Source organism: Bradyrhizobium sp. 31Argb (assembly GCF_043638955.1).
Taxonomy (GTDB): Bacteria; Pseudomonadota; Alphaproteobacteria; order Rhizobiales; family Xanthobacteraceae; genus Bradyrhizobium.
On sequence record NZ_JBEGDB010000094.1, the window covers coordinates 1 to 16125 of the forward strand.

The following is a 16125-nucleotide window of genomic DNA, read 5'->3' on the forward strand; positions in this document are numbered from 1 at the left end:
CGAAACTACTTCGCCGTCGTCGCCATTGCCGCCACTCTGCTCTGGATAAGGTAACTGTCCACACGGCCTAGAGCTTCCCACCAGTCAATGCTGAGGGCACCCGCCAGGCGGACAGGCGGGTCTTCCGCGGGCAGCAGCCGGCGCAGCGGGCCGCGCCGGTGGTGCCGCGCGCTGCATCTGCGGCGGCGGTGATGCGACCCGGGGCGGCGGTGCGGCTGCGCGTGGCGGTGGCGCCGCGACGCGCGGAGCGGGAGCTGGCGGCGGTGCGACTGCGGCACGCGCGGGCGCCCGCGCTGCGACAGCGGGCGGCGGTGTCCGCGCCGCTGCCGGCGGCGGTGACGGGCGATGCGCGGCAACCGGCGGAGCGACGGAAGGCGTCGGCCTTGCCAATGCGGTTGCCGCAGGCGCGTTGCGCGATGGCGGCGCGCCAGCGGCCCGCGGAACATCCGCCGGCCGTGCGACCGACGGCCGCTGCCCGGGCGCTGCCCGATTGAGTTTCGCGTCGGTCGGCGCAGCGGCAGCGCTCGGCGAAGCTGCCGGCTTGGTCGCGTTGGGTTGCGCGGCCGTGGCAGGCGCCGTCGCGGTCTGCGGCGAAGGCCGTCCCTTGGTCCCAGCCGGCGCATTGGTGCCAGCCGCGTTGGGCGCAGTCGGTGGGGACGTCAGTCGCGTCGCCTTGGAGCCCGGATCAGGCTGCGCGGCGGTCGCGGGCGCCGTCGTCGTCTGCGGCAATGGCTGCCTTCCGGCGCCCGGCAGCGCATGCGCCCCGGCGGCGTTCGGCGCCGCGCCGGGCGCTGGTGATGCTGATGGCGCAAACTTGGTGCCCAGCGCCGGCTGAGCGACGCCCTGCGGCGATGGCTGGACCAGGTTGGCCCGCTGCGCCGCGGCAGGCGGCAACGATGGCGCAATCGCCGGCCGAGCTGCGCCACCACTGAACTTCGTTCCGAGCGCGCCGAGCTGCGCCGGAGTTGGGTTCGGATTGTTGATGACGTTGTTGATGATCGTCTGGTTGTGGATGTTGGCGAACACGATGTTGTTCGGCGGCGGCGCAACATAGATCGGCGGCCGGACAAAGACCGGGATCGGCACGAACAGCGGAACGGGTAGCACGAAGACATCCACTGGAGGCGGCGGTGGCGCCAGCACCACGAAATCCGGCGGCGGTGGCGGCAGGAAGAACACGGGCGGCGGTGGCGGCGGCGCAAAGGCGAACACCGGATCATCGAAGTAGAGGACCGGGCGATCCTCGACATATATGAACTCATCGGGCGGCGGCGGCCCAACGTCGTAGTCGATCGGCGCAAAGGACGGCGGCGGCTCCAGCGCCGCCGACAGGATTGTAAGCCGCCGCCGCGCATCGGCCGCATGAGGGCCGCGCGGATAGCGATGGAGATAGGACCAATAGGCATCCGGCGAATCGGTGCGATAGCTCCGCCCCCAGGTGATCGCCTCGCGCCGCGCGGCGACGATCGCCCTCACCCGCTTCGCAAGCGGATCATTCGGAAACGCCTGCAGGAAATCTTCGTAGCCCTGCAGCGTGTCGCGCTCCAGCGCGGCGGCATAGGCGTCCTTGGCGTCGAAGTCGCGGATCGGCTTGTCGCGGGCGCTGGCATCGACCTGGGTCGGCGGCGCGTCCTGCTGCCGTTCGAAGAACATGAAGGGCGTATCGATCTTCTGCGCGTTCCAGGGAATCTGCGCGCCCTTGGTCATCTCGCTGACGCGCAGGCGGACGCGGTCGAACAGTTCAGGCAGCGGCAGGCCGCCGGCGCGGATCATCTCGGCAAGCGCCTGCGCGTAGGGGCCGTAAGGCGGCTGACCTTCAGGCGCGATCGTGCCGGGTGCGGCATTGAACGCCAGGAGCATCTTCGCATCGGGCTCGACCAGCGCCAGGCCGCCGGCGAGCGGCTGCCCCTCCTTGGCGAAGGAATTCGCGCGCGCGCCATCGAGGACGATGATGTTGGCCTTCACCGGCAGCGCCGAGAGCTGGCGCATGTAGTCCGACAGCCGCAGGCCTTCGACCGGCACGTCGATGTCGCGGGCGATCTTCGCATCGACCGGAATGAAATAGTTCTCACCCGTAAGCTGCACGCCGTAGCCGGCGAGATAGACAAAGGCGACCGTGTTCGATCCCGCCTCCTGCACCTTCTGCACGAACTCACGGAACGACTTGCGCAGCGTCTCGCCGTCGAGGTCGCGCGCACCGACGACGTCAAAGCCCGCGGCCTGCAGCGTCTGCGCCACGAGGCCTGCATCGTTGGCCGCCGTCGGCAGCGCACCGGTCGCGTAGGCGCCATTGCCGATCACCAGCGCGAGCCGCTTCTCCTGCTCCTGCGCCTGTGCAGGCAGCGCGATCGATGACACCAGGCCAATGAACAATGCCAACAGAATGCGTGTCATGATCATTCCCCTATCGGATGCCACTCGATTGGATTCCTCGACGGGTGAACCAGCGCTGAACAGGAATTACGCCAATTATGGCAATCCTTGGCCTCCCCTGTACGTTCCACGGGCTTTTCGTCGCGGCCCATTCGACGCGGTCAGTGAATGGAACCGTGGCTACGGTCGCCCACACTTGAAGCCGTCAGCGCTCAGCATGATTCCAGCTCTCGGGTTCGGATTTCGGAGCCAGCGCATTTTCATGCGGACAAAGACCGCCTTGATCTAACTTAAGCGTTCTTGCGCCTGATCAGGATTGTCTCTCGTCTCAAGCTCGGATTCCGACCTCTGCTCGTTCAAACGCGGGATCAGGTCCCATGCGCGACTTTCGCAGTGCAATTGCATCCAGCCTGATAGCGTTCGCCGCCTGGACGGCAACGACCAGTCCGTCGCCGGCAGACACCGGCAGCGTGCATGTCCTCTTCTCCAAGGCCGGAATCATCGCCGCCGTCGGCAATGGTACAGGCGTGCTGACATTCCACGGCAAAAAATATCCCTTCGACATTTCGGGCGCGAGTTTTGGCGCCACGCTTGCGCTTTCAATTGATGAGTTCGTCGGGCAGGCCCAAAACCTGCGCAATCCCGGCGATCTGGCAGGGACCTACACCGCGGTCGGAGCCGCCGGCGCTCTCGTCGCCGGAGCCGGCGCCGTGCGCTTGCAGAATGCGAATGGCGTCGTCCTGGTGCTCAGCGGACCCAGGTTGGGCGTGGAGCTCTCGGCCAGCCTGGCTCGCATCACCATTACGATGAAGTGACTAGCGTATCCATAAACCGGATTCTGTGGACGCCGCCAGTTGATGTCCGCCTCGCTCTAAAAGCGACCGAATTGCTGCGCCGCCACGAAATGACGCGATGGTCCAATAGCGAACTTGAAGGCCAAGCTTAATCTGCGCCGGCAGCAATGGCGGAGGACAGATGTTGCTCGATCAACGATTGTTTAACCGCAATCAGCATTACGGTTGCATTGTTCGATAAGAACAATTGTCGATTGCATCAACTTCGGGCATGAGCGCTTTCTCGGCCCGGAGAAGCAAATGAAAATTGGCTTGGCACAGCGGAGAGTCCTGCGCGGAATTGCTTTCCTGTCCGTGCTGTGGCCAATCTGTTCTGCGGTGATTGCGTCCGACGCCCAGACTTACCAGACGGCTGCTGCCGTTGCCGTAAGCAAGCTGGACTTTGAGCGCGCCATCCGACGCGCTTATAGCGAGCGCGGCTTTTTCTATCACCACCAAAGTCGCTTTGAGCTTGCATTGGCCGACTACACCGCCGGGGCAAAGTTGTTTTCTGATGACGGGACTTTCCCCAATGGCCAGGGACTGGCGCTTATGGAACTGGGCCAATCCGAGGAAGCAATCCATCGGTTTGACGAAGCAATAAAGCTTGATCCGACATCGGGCGTGTTCATGCTTGGACGTGCCGAGGCCTATAATCGTTCGCACCGACCGCAAACCGCGCTGGAGGATTACGATAAGGCGCTGGCACTCGGGCATCTCACGCAAAACGATACGTATCGACTTCGGGTGGGCGTCGGAGCCGCACATCTCACACTGAAGAATGAGAAGGCCGCGATCGAAAGCTTGGATAAAGCTGTCGAACTCCGCCCCAACTCCACTACGGCCCTGAGATATCGAGGGCTAGCCTACGAACGGGCAGGCGAGCTTGATCGTGCGTATCGCGACTACGAGGCCGTCTTAAGACTGAAGCCTGGCGACGAATTCGCCGTGAAGCGGCTGCAGAGGCTCCGCTTGAAGTAGGGATCAACGGTCGCCGCGTATACAGCTGTTACTATCGAATACGGCTGCTCGAGGGACCTCAGAAAAGGCATCAGGTCTGCTGCGGGCCAAAAGCACATGTTGAGGCTCTGACATCTCGCGTTGCTATTGATCTCCTGCATCCGCGCGCCATGCACGAGCCTTAGCTGTTGTCTCCTCGACGAAAACATTTTTGCCGGTTCTATAGGCCTCTATGTTGTCTTTTGACGAAGCAGCGAGGGCCCGCTTAATGTCGGCATAGGCGCGGGCTGCGTCAGGGTGTGTGCGAAGATAGTCGCGAAACACCAGTAATGCCTCCCAACGAGGATGGGACGGCTCCATCAAATGCACATGGTGGGTCCACGGCCCCGGAGGCCCCTTACGGAAGAACAGCTCGCCGGGGATCCATGACGCGTACTCCGGTACGCAAATGTAGCCAAGCACCTCAATCGGCTCGATGCATCGTTCCTTTGCCTCTTCAAGGCTAGGTACACCAACTAACAGGTCAATGATGGGCTTCGAAGGGAGACCTGGAACTGCCGTGCTGCCCATATGCTCAATAGCCAAAGCGAACGAGCCGAGAGCATTCTTAATCCTAGTGCGCTCCTGCGCGAACAACGTCGGCCATTTCGGGTCATAGTCGGAAACAACAATCGACCCGGCTCCGTATTTCTCCACGTTCACCCCCTGACTGCCTTTCATTGAACTGTATCACGCGGTAGCGACCGACACATACTACTGAGCAATCGTGCCGCTATTGTGAGTCCGCTTCGGGGCAATCCAGACCTTTGCTCTCGGGCGTACGAATCGCCGCCGATATCGAGGCGTTGAAGGTCGGAATCGCCCAGCGAAAGCGAGAGCGAGAGGCCGGGCGCGCTGAAAACAAGGCCGAGAGACTTGAGTGGGAGGCGGGGTTCGCGATTGATTATGCCGTCGCGTCGATCGAGCAGGCGGAGCTGGCGGTACTCGATGCCATCGCCGGCTGCATTGACGCCGAGGAGACCAAGAGAGCCGTGTAACAAGAGAGCCATGTAAGCTGACGCTCGGCCGCGACACGGCACTGAGCTGCTCCGAACTTCTGCAGGACGAAAGCTCTACTTTCGTCGCGGACTTCCGCGAAGAAGCCGTGCTTGGATTGAGTCTTGTCGAGTAGGACCCAAAGCCGCAGCGGCTCAGCGACGGTATCGGACTGGATCAACGCCATCAGAACATTCGGGCGGATGATGAGGATGACAGGCTTTGTACCGACTCCGACAGATATTCGCCCAGGTAAGTTGCCGCCTCGTTGCGCGACGATCCTTTGAAGAGCGCTATTTCAGTCTCAGGGAGATCCGGCAAACCTTCTGCCGCGCCGAGGGCTACAAAATCGAGAAGAACGGTGCTTTGGGCCAACGCCGCGATGCCGATGCCTGCCGATACAGCGGCTTGCACGCCGGCAAGGCTGGTGCTCGTGTACACGATCTCCCAAGGTCGCGGACAGGAGCGCATGCGCCGTAATACTTCCGGGCGATAGACGCAGCCGTGGGGAAACATCACGAGGGGAAGAGGGTCGACGACAAAACTCTGACCGCGGGCGCCGACCCAGACAAGCGGCTCCCGCCAAAGAACATATCCCTCCGTCGCCTCAGATTCGCGGCGGGCCAGCACGATGTCGAGATCGCCGTTCCCCAGGTCGCGCATCAGTTCGGCTGTCAACGCACTCCTGACTTCCAGACGGATCGCTGGATGACTTGCTGTAAAGCGTCGCAGCGCCATCGGCAGATGGCGGGTGGCGAAATCCTCCGGCAGTCCAAGCCGAACCGTGCCCGTCAGCGGTGGGCGGCGCAGCTTCAGCAACGCCTCGTCATTTAGATCAACCAGCGCCTCGGCATAGGTTCGAAGGACCTCGCCTTGTTCTGTCAGCGCGACACCGCGGCCCTGACGTTCGAAAAGCGGTCGGCCGACGATCTCCTCAAGCCGACGAATATGGAGGCTGATGGTTGATTGCGTCTTATGCAGCCGACCCGCCGCACGGGTGAAGCCGCCTTGCTCGATGATCGCAAGGAAGGTGCGCACGAGTTCCAGTTCGAGGTTCATAGCACAACCCATCGAGTTATTCGATCGAATTCCATCGAAACAACTCGTTTTACTAATGATTTTGCAAAAAATAGCGTTTGGTCAGCCTTTTAACAAGGTCGGCGATCTTTTATTCGCGATCCATGAGAATTTTCGATGGCGTACCGTTTTGCAGTGTCACCCCAGCGCGCGCAGCAGGAAGCACAGCGGCTTTCTGCATTTCCTCGCGTAGAGCTTGTCCACGCGCCAACTCGGCTTGAGCGGCTCGACCGGCTTTCGGCCAAGCTGAACGGACCAACCATCTGGGTCAAACGGGACGACTGCACAGGCCTGGCCGGTGGCGGCAACAAGATCCGAAAGCTCGAGTTTCTGATCGGCGCTGCCCGAGAGGAGCGCGCGGATACAGTCATTACGGCGGGCGCCGTCCAGTCCAATCATGCGCGTCAGGTCGCAGCGGCGGCGGTTCGTTGCGATCTGCGGCCGATTCTGGTTCTGACCGACTCCGTTGGAGGGCGCGGCGACCTTTATCGCACCAGCGGCAATGTCCTCATCGATCGTCTGCTCAGCGCCGACATTCGTCTTGTCGGGGACGTCGAGAGCGGCCCGATGATGGAAGAGATTGCCGGACAGGAGCGCGAGCGCGGCCGGCGGCCTTACATCATTCCGGTGGGCGGTTCGAACGCGGTCGGCGTCCTCGGTTATGTCGCCGGCTATTTCGAACTGCTCACGCAACTGCATGAACGCGCAATCGCCATCGACAGTATCATCCTGCCGACCGGCAGCGGTGGCACTCAGGCGGGCTATATCCTCGGCGCCCATCTCACCGGGCTGGAGGCCTCTATTCTTGGCATCTCCGTCGGGGCGCCGCTCGAGAGCCAGCGCGCGAAGGTGGCGCAGCACCTGCGATCCGCTGCGCTTCTGCTCAGCATCGAAGATGTCGCCGCTTTCAAGGCTCCTCTGATCGACGATGGCTTCGTCGGCCCCGGGTACGGCCAGCCGGCATCGCAAACCATCGACGCCATCCAACTCGCGGCCGAGACCGAAGGATTGCTGCTCGATCCTGTTTACACCGGCAAGGCAATGGCGGGGCTGATCGCGCTGATCCAGAGCGGAAAATTCCGGCGGGGCGAGAACATCCTGTTTCTGCACACCGGCGGAAGCCAGGCGCTTGGCGCCTACGCCGACGCTTTCACTTCATAAGACTTCACATCACGCAAAGGGGGAACACCACCATGGTCACTGTGGCCGAAATCGATGCTGCGCAAGCAGACACCACAAAGTCGCGCCGACTGGTCATCACGGCCGCATCGCTCGGCACCATCTTCGAGTGGTACGACTTCTACATCTACGGAACGCTCGCTGCGTTCTTCGGCGCACTGTTCTTTCCTCCCGGCAACGAGACTGCAGCATTCCTGGCCAGCCTCGCCACATTCGGAGCGGGATTCGCCGTGCGTCCGCTGGGAGCGCTTGTATTCGGCCGTCTCGGCGACATGGTCGGACGCAAATACACGTTCCTCATAACGATCCTGATCATGGGGCTATCCACTGCGGCTGTTGGCCTGTTGCCGACCTATGCCCAGATCGGGATGCTGGCGCCGGTGCTGCTGGTTGGACTTCGCCTGCTGCAAGGACTGGCCATCGGCGGCGAGTATGGTGGCGCCGCGATCTATGTCGCCGAGCACGCACCGGACCGGCAGCGCGGACTTCACACCAGTTGGATTCAAACCACGTCGACGGTGGGCCTGTTGCTGTCACTTGGTGTCATTCTGGCCTGCCGGCAGTCAATGGACGCGGCTGTGTTCGCGAGCTGGGGCTGGCGAATTCCATTCCTCGTCTCGATCGCACTGCTCGGGATGTCCGTCTACATCCGCCTGCGACTGGAGGAATCTCCCGTCTTCGCCGAGATGAAGCGGGCTGGTGCCACGTCCCGCGCGCCATTTCGCGACAGTTTCGGCAATTGGGCCAATCTGCGCCTCGTGCTGATCGCGCTGTTCGGCGCCACCGCCGGACAGGCCGTCGTCTGGTACACCGGACAGTTCTATGCACTCTACTTCCTCACGGCCACTCTCAAGCTTGACTACGTGAGTGCCTATGTCCTGATCGCGATTGCGCTGCTGGCAGGCACGCCGCTGTACATCGCGTTCGGCGCGCTGTCGGATCGGATTGGCCGCAAGCCGCTGATCGTCGGAGGCTTTCTGCTGGCCGCCGTGACCTATTTCCCGACCTTTCACGCCCTCACCTGGGCGGTGAATCCCGCACTCGCGGCCGCGCAGAGCAACAGCCCGGTCCAGGTCGCGGCCAAGGACTGCAATTTCAACATGTTCGCCAAGCCTGCAACGCCCTGCGACATGGCCAGGGACTATTTGTCAAAGGCCGGCGTCACTTACGCGTCCGCCGAAACGGCTGATACAGCGGGCGTCGTCGTCCATATCGGATCGACTGTTATCAAGGGTTTTGACAGCGCCACCTACGCTGCAGCACTCGCTGCCGCCGGCTATCCGAAGACGGCCGATCCCGCGCAGGTCAAATGGCTTCCCGCCGCGCTGCTGTTGATCCTGATGATGGTGTGGGCAACGATGGTCTATGGCCCGATGGCCGCGTTCCTGGTCGAATTGTTCCCAGCGCGCATCCGCTACACGTCCCTCTCGCTGCCGTTCCATGTCGGGAATGGCCTGTTCGGAGGCTTCCTTCCATTCGTCGCGTTCGCCGTGGTGACGGTGACCGGGAATCCCTATGCCGGCCTTTGGTATCCGGTCGGCGTGGCGTCGCTGAGCTTTGTGATCGGCCTATTGTTCATGCGCAACCGAACTGGAAGCCGCATCGCGGACTGACACCGCGGCGCGGATGAAGGCAATCGCTCGCCCTGCCGCGCCGAGCCATCATGCTTTGGAGAGAAAAGATATGCGCAAAGATCCGAAAAATGTGCTGCCAGGCCAGCCGCACACCGACCGCACCGGCACGATCAATCACTTGCGGCTCACCGTCACGGACGTCACGCGAGCCAGGGATTTTTACCAACCCGTTATGGAGCGGCTTGGCTATTTGCTGGTGGAGGAAAGCGTCACGCGCCTCGCCTGGGCGAGCTGGGCGCCACATGGTACGCTGCATTGGTTTATCATGAGCGTCGCGAATCCGGACAGCCCGAACAGGACTCACGACCGCTATTCGCCGGGCTTCCATCACCTCGCCTGGAATGTCGGTTCTCGAGACGAAGTCGACGCCTTCTATCGGTTTCTAAAGGATAGGAACGTGCCGATCCTCGATCCCCCGGCCGAGTACGACTATGAGCCCGGCTACTACGCGTTCTTCTTCTCCGATCCGGACGATCTCAAACTCGAGATCATGCATGTCGATGTTGCCGGGAGTCTTTCCTACTGGAAGCGTTTCTCGGAAGCAGGCGCCCCGCTGAAGCCACTCGAGATCGCAGAACCCCTCTTCGTGCGAGCAGCGTTGAAGAGCGATGGTTAAGGGAGGCGCGCAGAACAATTCTGCCGAGGGCCGCGTTCAGTGAGCGGTAAACCCGCCATCCACGACGAGCGCATGCCCAATGACGAAACTAGCGCCGGGGCTGCACAGCCAGAGGACGGCGCACGCGATCTCATCCGGGCGACCAAGGCGACCGATCGGTTGGTTGCGCAGGATTTCCTTCATCGCTTCCGGCTCTTTGGAGAGCATCTCGGAAACCATGGGAGTATCGATGGTGCCCGGGCACACCGCGTTGATGCGGATACCGCGCGCTGCATATTCGAGCGCAGCACTCCTGGTCAGCCCAATCACTCCATGTTTGGCGGCGTGGTAAGCCGCACGCCCTGGCAGACCTATCAAGCCGCCAATGGACGAGCAATTGACGATAGCGCCGCTGCCCTGCTCTCGCATGTGGTTGAGCTCATGCTTCATACAGGTCCAGACGCCGCGCAGATTGATGGCATTGACCCGATCGAATTCTTCGCCCGTAACGTCGGCAGTCTCGATCGCAGGCGACTGCACGCCGGCATTGTTGAACGCGGCATCCACCCGCCCGAATTCGGATACGGTCCGTTCGACCGCTGCGGCGACGTCGCCTTCATCGGCGACGTTGCACTGAATCCCGATCGCCTTATGGCCGGCCGCCGCCAGCTCTTCGGCGGCTCGGCGTACGGCGTCCTCCCGGACATCGACGAGCGCGACGGCCGCGCCGGCGTCCGCGAAAGCTCTGGCGGTGGCCAAACCCATGCCGGATGCAGCGCCCGTGACCAGCGCGACCTGGTTCTTGAAAGGCAAATACACTGAACTCGCTCCTTTAGTGTTGTGGAGGACGGACGGCCCGTTCAAGGCCGATTGAGATGCAGGTCCTTGGATCATTCATTCTGCAATTTGTAACGCAGCCACATGACTCCGCCTTCGAGCACCTGATGGCTCTCGAGGGTCATCGATCGGACGGGCGCCGACCGTCCCTGCTCGTTCTCCAGCGAGTCGAACACGGCCGGCGCTCCCTTCGCTCCGTCCACTGACGGAAACAGGATCAGGCTCACTTCGTCGACCAGCCCTGCCCGCAGGAAGGCACCATTGGTGACGCCGCCGCCTTCCAGCAACAGGCGTTTCACACCGAGTTCGCGGTTCAGGGCGTCCAATGTCAGCGGCAGGTCGAGCTGTTTCTTCCCGCCGAAGACGTAGGAAATTCCTTCGCTGCGAAGTCCCGCCAGGTGTGCATCCGAGACGTCGTCCGTCAGCACGACGACGATGGGATCATTGCCGATGTCCGAGCGGCCCCACACGATCTTTCCGCGCGCGTCCAGCACGACGCCGTAGGCCTTCGCGTCGCGACGCGCAAACCAGGGCTCGCGCAGGAAGACATCCTTCGTGGACGAGGGATACTCGCTGCCCTTGGCATATTCCTGACCGGTTGTGCGTCCGACCAGCCAGGCGTCGCCTCCGATCTCTTCGTGCAATCGGTCGAACAGCCCTGGCGACACGCTCGCCTGCGGACTCCAGCGGCTGAACAGCGTGCGACCATCGATGCTCGCCGCCATGTGGCAGATGACGTAGGGCTTCATTCGATCTCTCCATTCAATCGCGGCTCCGTCACTTGCGGTATTGCTCGTCGCTGACCTTCTCCATCCAGTCGACATTCTTGCCGTCGAGCGATTCCTGGATGGCGATGTGGGTCATTGCGGTGGTCGGCGTCGCTCCGTGCCAGTGCCTGAGGCCTGGCGGGAACCACACCACGTCGCCCGGCCGCACCTCTTCGATCGCTCCGCCGTCGCGCCGCACCCACCCCAATCCCGAGGTGATGATCAACGTCTGGCCGAGCGGATGGGTGTGCCAGGCGGTCCGGGCGCCGGGCTCAAAGGTGACCTGTCCGGCGCCGACCCGCGCCGGATCAGGCGCCTGAAACAACGGGTCGACGCGGACCGAACCGGTGAACCAGTCCGGCGAGCCCTTGGCAGAGGGCCGCGAACCATTTCGCTTGATCTCGATATCCATGTCTCCACTCCTTCGCTTGGTGGTCGACTTTTCCGCCGCGGCCCCGCCGATCACGGTCAAGGCGAATCCGGCTCCGGTGCCAGCGATCAATCGTCGACGCGAGTACATCCTGATCACTACGGAGGCCGTTTCTCGATCACGTCCTTGACGACCGGCGCCGCGGAAAACGCGTTGGGCCAGCCGGCATAGAAGGCCAGATGGCCGAGCACCTCTCCGGCCTCTTCCCGCGTCAATCCGTTATCCATCGCCCGGTTCAGGTGGTAGGTGATTTGAGCGACCTGTCCGGTCGCGACGAGGGCGCTCACGGTGACGAGGCTGCGGTCCCGAGGGGCGAGGCCCGGTCGCAGCCAGAGGTCGCGGAACAGCACGTCGGTCGTGTACTGCACGAGGCTCGGCGTGATCTGACCGAACTGCTGTCCAACACGCGTCGCCCGCTGCGTCTCCGCAGCCTCGTCGAGGGGGAGCCGCGGTCCGGACGCCGGCGGAAGCTCATCGGCTCCGATGTTGCGGCTCCTGAAGACTTCCTGCGCCGCCGGGAGCGCGTCCATTGCATTCGCCCAGCCGGTGTAGAACGCCAGATGCGTGATGATCTCCGAAAGTTCCGACGGCTTCACGCCACTGTCGATCGCGAGATTGAGATAGTATGGCAGCTCGACCGTCTGAGCCCGGGCGATGAGGGCGGCGACGGTCACGATGCTGCGATCACGCGCCGAGAGGCCGGGTCGCTTCCAGAGATCGCCAAGCACAACGCCTTGCGCGTAATTTTCGAGGGCGGGCGCGACCGCCCGAATGTCTTGGGGCGTGGGCATCGTATTTGCTCCCTTGGTTGCGGGCGTCTGGGCCGAAGCCTGAGCCATCAGACAGAGTGAGACGGCGGCGGCTGCGAGCACTCTCATGGAGAACTCTCCTCGGTAGCGAATGGCTGGGCCAGCGATCGCATGCGAACGTAGCGCTTTGGGCATCCAGGTATTAGATGATAAAATCCGATCAGATTTATCGGAGCTACCTATAAATGGACCGCGAGAACGCGAGCGATCTACTTGCCTTTCTGGCGGTGGCGCGGGAGCGGAGCTTCACCAGGGCGGCGGCAAAGCTCGGGATCTCCCAACCGACGCTCAGTGAGATCGTCCGCGGCCTGGAAGAGCGGTTGGGTGTCAGGTTGCTGAACCGCACGACCCGGAGCGTCACACCAACTCAGGCCGGCGAACGGCTGTTCCTGAAGATCGGGCCCAAGTTCGACGAGATGGACGTCGAGCTGGCGGCCTTGGGCGAACTGCGCGAGAAGCCGGCAGGCACGATCCGGATCACCGCCACGGAACATGCCGCGGATGCGATCCTGATGCCTGCCTTGGCTAACGTCTTGCCGCACTATCCGGATATAAAGGTCGAAGTCCTGATCGACTACGGTCTCACCAACATCGTCGCGGCCCAGTACGACGCCGGGATTCGTCCGGGCGAATTGGTGGCAAAGGACATGATCGCCGTGCGTGTGGGTCCGGACCTGCGCATGGCGGTCGTGGGCGCGCCCTCCTACTTCTCCAACCGGAAGCGGCCGCGGACGCCGCAGGATCTGACCCATCACAACTGCATCAACCTGCGCCTGCCTACGCATGGCGGCAGCCTCTATGCCTGGGAATTCGAGAAGAACGCGCGTGAAGTGAATGTGCGCGTCGAGGGCCAGCTTGTCTTCAATGGCGCCGGCGCACTGCTCAGCGCCGCCTTGAAAGGCTTCGGGCTCGCCTATCTGACCGAGGGGCATGTGCAGCCGTATTTGTCGAGCGGCCAGCTTGTGCGCGTCCTGTCGGACTGGTGCCCGCCGTTCTCCGGCTATCACCTCTATTATCCGAGCCGCCGGCAGCCATCGCCGGCGTTCTCGCTGCTGGTCGATGCGCTTCGCTACCGCCGCAAATGATCGCTGCTTGAGTTTTGTCGAGAACAACCCAAAGCCGCAGCGTTCAGCCGCGGTCCCGGACTGAATCAAGTGTACTCTCAGTCCTAGCCCTCTGGCATGTCCGTTTCACGCCTTCGGCGTTCAAGAGACGAGAGGATGTCGTTCAAGGAAGTCCTTGATGGCTGCGTTCACGGGGCCTGGGTTGGTCATGTTGACGGAGTGACCGCCCGCAATCACGATCAGTTCCGCATTGGGGATTGCTGCCTTCATGGCTTGCGCCCTAGCGAGTGGAATGGCGGCATCGGCATCGCCATGGATGACCAGTGTGGGGACGCGGATCGAGGAGATCTTGTCGCTGATATCGTCTCGGCGAGCGAGCGTGTCGAGACAGCTCAAGAGATTTGGCGCCGTCATGGCGCGCCATTTTTCCTTCCATGCGGAGGCGCCAGGCCAGTTGGGACCGAAAATGATGTGCTCGACCGTGGTGGCGATTTCGTCTGGCAGCTTGCCTGCGATCCATGCGCCAAGCAGCGCGCGATAGCCCGCGAGCGTTGTCTGATCGTCTATGCCTGCCTGCGTTGCGATCAAGACCAGCGCACGGACGCGCGCGGGATGCATCAAGGCGCATCTCATCCCCAGGAAGGATCCCTGAGACACGCCGACGAGAATGGCGCTGTCGATGCCGAGAAACGAAAGGAGCGCGGAGAGATCGTTTGCGGAATCGTAGTACGAAAAAGCGGGCAACGTTTCCGTGGCAGTCTTCCCGTGCCCGCGCTCGTCCCACACGATGCACCGGTATCTGTCCCGGAACGCCATCACCTGCGGCGCGAACATGGTGCCGTCAAGCAACAGTCCGTGCGAGAAGACAATCGCCGGGCCAGCCCCGCCCGTATCCTCGTAATAGAGCCGCTGACCGTTAACGTCCGCGTAGGGCACTTCTTTCTCCTGCTTGCCATTCTCCGTCGTTGAAGCATGCGACATCGGTCTGACAAAGGCGACGGAATTTGAGCTACGGCGGTAACAGAGCGGCTCACCAGCGGCGCGGCGGACAATTCCTCACAGTGAGTTCAGCCGAGCGCGCAACTGAATGTCGGTCTCGGAAGCGAGTTCGAGCAGGCCGCGATAGGGATCGCCGTCTATCCCAAGGACGGCTGCGAAGGCGGGCTCTGTCTTGATCCCCAGCGACCTTTGCTGAAGGACAGCCTTCCGGAGGCGTCCGTCATCGAGAGCCAGCAATCTTCTTTCGATCTCGAAATGCAACCAGCCGTGCTGCTGCCCCACCAGCCGAGAGTCCCCGAACACCTCGAAGGGCCATCCGCTCCATTCGAAGCGAGCGACCACCGGCCGTCCCGAGGAGGTCCACTGATAGAGACGAAAGCCGTCGCAGGCTTGGAATTGTCTCCAGATCGCCTCGGCAAAGGCCACCGGGTCAAATGCGTGGCAGACGATGTCGATATCGCTGTCCGGCACGGAAAGCGCCAGCGGAAGAGTCCCGACCACCCGCGGATCGAAGGCACGGAGCGCTTCCAACACACCTGAGCTACTGATCGCGGCTTCGTATTCCATTGTTGCTTGCCAAGATACTAGCCGCCACCATTTCGGCTCTCAGCCTTTCTGAGATCAGGGTTCGCAGTACCACATTTGACTCGATCTTCCATCATCGCTACCCGAGAGTTGCTGGATGCAACGGCTCGTGAGATATTTGCGCACCATGTTGGCGAGCCGTCCCAGTCGTCAATCCGGAACTACTCGCCTTCGTCAAACGCTGAGGGAGAGTGTCATGAAGATCATCGTCATCGGCGGCACCGGGCTGATCGGATCGAAGCTGGTCGCAAAACTCAGCCAACAGGGACACGAGACCGTGCCCGCCTCTCCGCGGTCGGGCGTGAACGCGGTGACGGGAGAAGGGCTCGCGACAGCACTCACCGGCGCACAGGTCGTCGTGGACGTTTCCAATTCGCCATCCTGGGAACCTGCCGCAGTGCTCGACTTCTTCGAGCGCTCTACCCGCAATCTCATTGCTGCGGAAACCGCGGCCGGCGTAACGCATCACGTCGCGCTATCGATTGTCGGGACCGACCGCTCGCCGGATATTGCCTATTTTCGTGCCAAGATCGCGCAGGAGACCTTGGTCAAATCGTCCGGCGTGCCCTACTCCATCGTCCGCGCGACCCAGTTCTTCGAATTCCTGAGCGCCATCGCCGAAACGGGAGCGATCGGGAACAGGATTGTCGTTCCGTCGGCCCTGTTCCAGCCGATCGCGGCCGACGATGTCGTTGATTGCCTGGCAGAGGTTGCGACCGGGCAGCCGCTGAACGCCACGATCGATATTGCAGGCCCGGAGAAGGCGCCTTTCAATGAATTCGTTGCGCGCCGCCTCAAGGCATCAGGCGACAGCCGGCTCGTTTTCGGCGATCCAACCGCAGAGTATTATGGCGCGCCGATCGACGATGCCTCCCTGACACCCAGCGGCACAGCCCGGCTTGGACCAACCCGCCTGGAGGCTTGGCTCGCGAAACTTTAACGTCGGTC

The 16125-nt window shown here is 62.3% G+C and carries 17 protein-coding genes; 8 read left to right on the top strand and 9 right to left on the bottom strand.

Going from position 1 to position 16125, the window contains the following annotated elements; genetic code table 11:
- Nucleotides 1-84: 84 nt before the first annotated feature.
- On the bottom strand, nt 85-2394 hold the full coding sequence (locus AAFX91_RS19335) for a caspase domain-containing protein (protein ID WP_394567472.1): 2310 nt from the start codon (nt 2392-2394) through the stop codon (nt 85-87).
- 356 nt (nt 2395-2750) lie between these two features.
- Here AAFX91_RS19335 and AAFX91_RS19340 point away from each other — a divergent pair, with 356 nt between their 5' ends.
- Both AAFX91_RS19340 and AAFX91_RS19345 read left to right on the top strand, forming a co-directional pair.
- The gene (locus AAFX91_RS19340; protein ID WP_130581547.1) at nt 2751-3188 is read left to right on the top strand and encodes a hypothetical protein; all 438 of its coding nucleotides are present in this window, start codon (nt 2751-2753) and stop codon (nt 3186-3188) included.
- 279 nt (nt 3189-3467) lie between these two features.
- Entirely contained in the window at nt 3468-4187 is a 720-nt protein-coding gene (locus AAFX91_RS19345) for a tetratricopeptide repeat protein (protein ID WP_394567473.1), read from the top strand.
- A 123-nt stretch (nt 4188-4310) separates the two neighbouring features.
- Here AAFX91_RS19345 and AAFX91_RS19350 read toward each other — a convergent pair whose 3' ends face one another.
- Entirely contained in the window at nt 4311-4886 is a 576-nt protein-coding gene (locus tag AAFX91_RS19350; protein ID WP_245476593.1) for a GrpB family protein, read from the bottom strand.
- A gap of 86 nt (nt 4887-4972) precedes the next feature.
- Between AAFX91_RS19350 and AAFX91_RS19355 the strand changes: the two genes are divergently transcribed.
- Nucleotides 4973-5203, top strand: a complete 231-nt coding sequence (locus AAFX91_RS19355) for a hypothetical protein (protein ID WP_130581549.1) — start codon at nt 4973-4975, stop codon at nt 5201-5203.
- Between the two features lie 184 nt (nt 5204-5387).
- Here the strand turns inward: AAFX91_RS19355 and AAFX91_RS19360 are convergent, their stop codons facing one another.
- Entirely contained in the window at nt 5388-6260 is an 873-nt protein-coding gene (locus AAFX91_RS19360) for a LysR substrate-binding domain-containing protein (protein WP_130581550.1), read from the bottom strand.
- 135 nt (nt 6261-6395) lie between these two features.
- On the opposite strand from AAFX91_RS19360, the gene AAFX91_RS19365 reads away from it, so the two are divergent.
- From AAFX91_RS19365 to AAFX91_RS19375, 3 genes are read left to right on the top strand one after another with little or no spacing between them, the layout of a single operon-like run.
- Nucleotides 6396-7439 carry a D-cysteine desulfhydrase family protein gene (locus AAFX91_RS19365; protein WP_394567474.1) on the top strand — a complete coding sequence of 348 codons (1044 nt, stop codon included), beginning with the start codon at nt 6396-6398 and terminating at the stop codon, nt 7437-7439.
- Nucleotides 7440-7471: 32 nt separating this feature from the next.
- A complete protein-coding gene (locus AAFX91_RS19370) occupies nt 7472-9070 on the top strand; it encodes an MFS transporter (protein ID WP_130581552.1) in 1599 nt (532 codons plus the stop codon).
- A gap of 13 nt (nt 9071-9083) precedes the next feature.
- A complete protein-coding gene (locus AAFX91_RS19375) occupies nt 9084-9707 on the top strand; it encodes a VOC family protein (RefSeq protein WP_394567475.1) in 624 nt (207 codons plus the stop codon).
- Nucleotides 9708-9743: 36 nt separating this feature from the next.
- On the opposite strand, the gene AAFX91_RS19380 is transcribed toward AAFX91_RS19375, so the two are convergent.
- From AAFX91_RS19380 to AAFX91_RS19395, 4 genes are all read right to left on the bottom strand, one after another.
- On the bottom strand, nt 9744-10505 hold the full coding sequence (locus AAFX91_RS19380; RefSeq protein ID WP_394567489.1) for a glucose 1-dehydrogenase: 762 nt from the start codon (nt 10503-10505) through the stop codon (nt 9744-9746).
- Between the two features lie 71 nt (nt 10506-10576).
- Nucleotides 10577-11272 carry a dihydrofolate reductase family protein gene (locus tag AAFX91_RS19385; RefSeq protein ID WP_394567476.1) on the bottom strand — a complete coding sequence of 232 codons (696 nt, stop codon included), beginning with the start codon at nt 11270-11272 and terminating at the stop codon, nt 10577-10579.
- Nucleotides 11273-11300: 28 nt separating this feature from the next.
- Nucleotides 11301-11696 (bottom strand): cupin domain-containing protein, encoded by a 396-nt coding sequence (locus AAFX91_RS19390; protein WP_207234577.1) that lies wholly within the window; start codon nt 11694-11696, stop codon nt 11301-11303.
- A 122-nt stretch (nt 11697-11818) separates the two neighbouring features.
- Complete coding sequence (locus tag AAFX91_RS19395) at nt 11819-12598, bottom strand: carboxymuconolactone decarboxylase family protein (protein WP_130581557.1); 780 nt, start codon at nt 12596-12598, stop codon at nt 11819-11821.
- Nucleotides 12599-12714: 116 nt separating this feature from the next.
- Between AAFX91_RS19395 and AAFX91_RS19400 the strand changes: the two genes are divergently transcribed.
- A complete protein-coding gene (locus AAFX91_RS19400; RefSeq protein WP_394567477.1) occupies nt 12715-13614 on the top strand; it encodes a LysR family transcriptional regulator in 900 nt (299 codons plus the stop codon).
- A 120-nt stretch (nt 13615-13734) separates the two neighbouring features.
- Here AAFX91_RS19400 and AAFX91_RS19405 read toward each other — a convergent pair whose 3' ends face one another.
- Together AAFX91_RS19405 and AAFX91_RS19410 are read right to left on the bottom strand one after the other, a co-directional pair.
- Nucleotides 13735-14529, bottom strand: a complete 795-nt coding sequence (locus tag AAFX91_RS19405; RefSeq protein ID WP_394567478.1) for an alpha/beta fold hydrolase — start codon at nt 14527-14529, stop codon at nt 13735-13737.
- Between the two features lie 120 nt (nt 14530-14649).
- Nucleotides 14650-15159 (bottom strand): DUF4269 domain-containing protein, encoded by a 510-nt coding sequence (locus AAFX91_RS19410; RefSeq protein ID WP_394567479.1) that lies wholly within the window; start codon nt 15157-15159, stop codon nt 14650-14652.
- A gap of 214 nt (nt 15160-15373) precedes the next feature.
- Here AAFX91_RS19410 and AAFX91_RS19415 point away from each other — a divergent pair, with 214 nt between their 5' ends.
- Nucleotides 15374-16117, top strand: coding sequence for an SDR family oxidoreductase (locus AAFX91_RS19415; protein ID WP_394567480.1), 744 nt, complete (start codon nt 15374-15376; stop codon nt 16115-16117).
- Nucleotides 16118-16125: the final 8 nt, after the last annotated feature.

What these genes read in the sequence shown, in the direction of transcription:
- AAFX91_RS19335 (WP_394567472.1), bottom strand. Translation starts at nt 2,394, where the DNA reads ATGACACGCATTCTGTTGGCATTGTTCATTGGCCTGGTGTCATCGATC.
- AAFX91_RS19340 (WP_130581547.1), top strand. Translation starts at nt 2,751, where the DNA reads ATGCGCGACTTTCGCAGTGCAATTGCATCCAGCCTGATAGCGTTCGCC.
- AAFX91_RS19345 (WP_394567473.1), top strand. Translation starts at nt 3,468, where the DNA reads ATGAAAATTGGCTTGGCACAGCGGAGAGTCCTGCGCGGAATTGCTTTC.
- AAFX91_RS19350 (WP_245476593.1), bottom strand. Translation starts at nt 4,886, where the DNA reads ATGAAAGGCAGTCAGGGGGTGAACGTGGAGAAATACGGAGCCGGGTCG.
- AAFX91_RS19360 (WP_130581550.1), bottom strand. Translation starts at nt 6,260, where the DNA reads ATGAACCTCGAACTGGAACTCGTGCGCACCTTCCTTGCGATCATCGAG.
- AAFX91_RS19365 (WP_394567474.1), top strand. Translation starts at nt 6,396, where the DNA reads ATGGCGTACCGTTTTGCAGTGTCACCCCAGCGCGCGCAGCAGGAAGCA.
- AAFX91_RS19370 (WP_130581552.1), top strand. Translation starts at nt 7,472, where the DNA reads ATGGTCACTGTGGCCGAAATCGATGCTGCGCAAGCAGACACCACAAAG.
- AAFX91_RS19375 (WP_394567475.1), top strand. Translation starts at nt 9,084, where the DNA reads ATGAAGGCAATCGCTCGCCCTGCCGCGCCGAGCCATCATGCTTTGGAG.
- AAFX91_RS19385 (WP_394567476.1), bottom strand. Translation starts at nt 11,272, where the DNA reads ATGAAGCCCTACGTCATCTGCCACATGGCGGCGAGCATCGATGGTCGC.
- AAFX91_RS19395 (WP_130581557.1), bottom strand. Translation starts at nt 12,598, where the DNA reads ATGAGAGTGCTCGCAGCCGCCGCCGTCTCACTCTGTCTGATGGCTCAG.
- AAFX91_RS19400 (WP_394567477.1), top strand. Translation starts at nt 12,715, where the DNA reads ATGGACCGCGAGAACGCGAGCGATCTACTTGCCTTTCTGGCGGTGGCG.
- AAFX91_RS19410 (WP_394567479.1), bottom strand. Translation starts at nt 15,159, where the DNA reads ATGGAATACGAAGCCGCGATCAGTAGCTCAGGTGTGTTGGAAGCGCTC.
- AAFX91_RS19415 (WP_394567480.1), top strand. Translation starts at nt 15,374, where the DNA reads ATGAAGATCATCGTCATCGGCGGCACCGGGCTGATCGGATCGAAGCTG.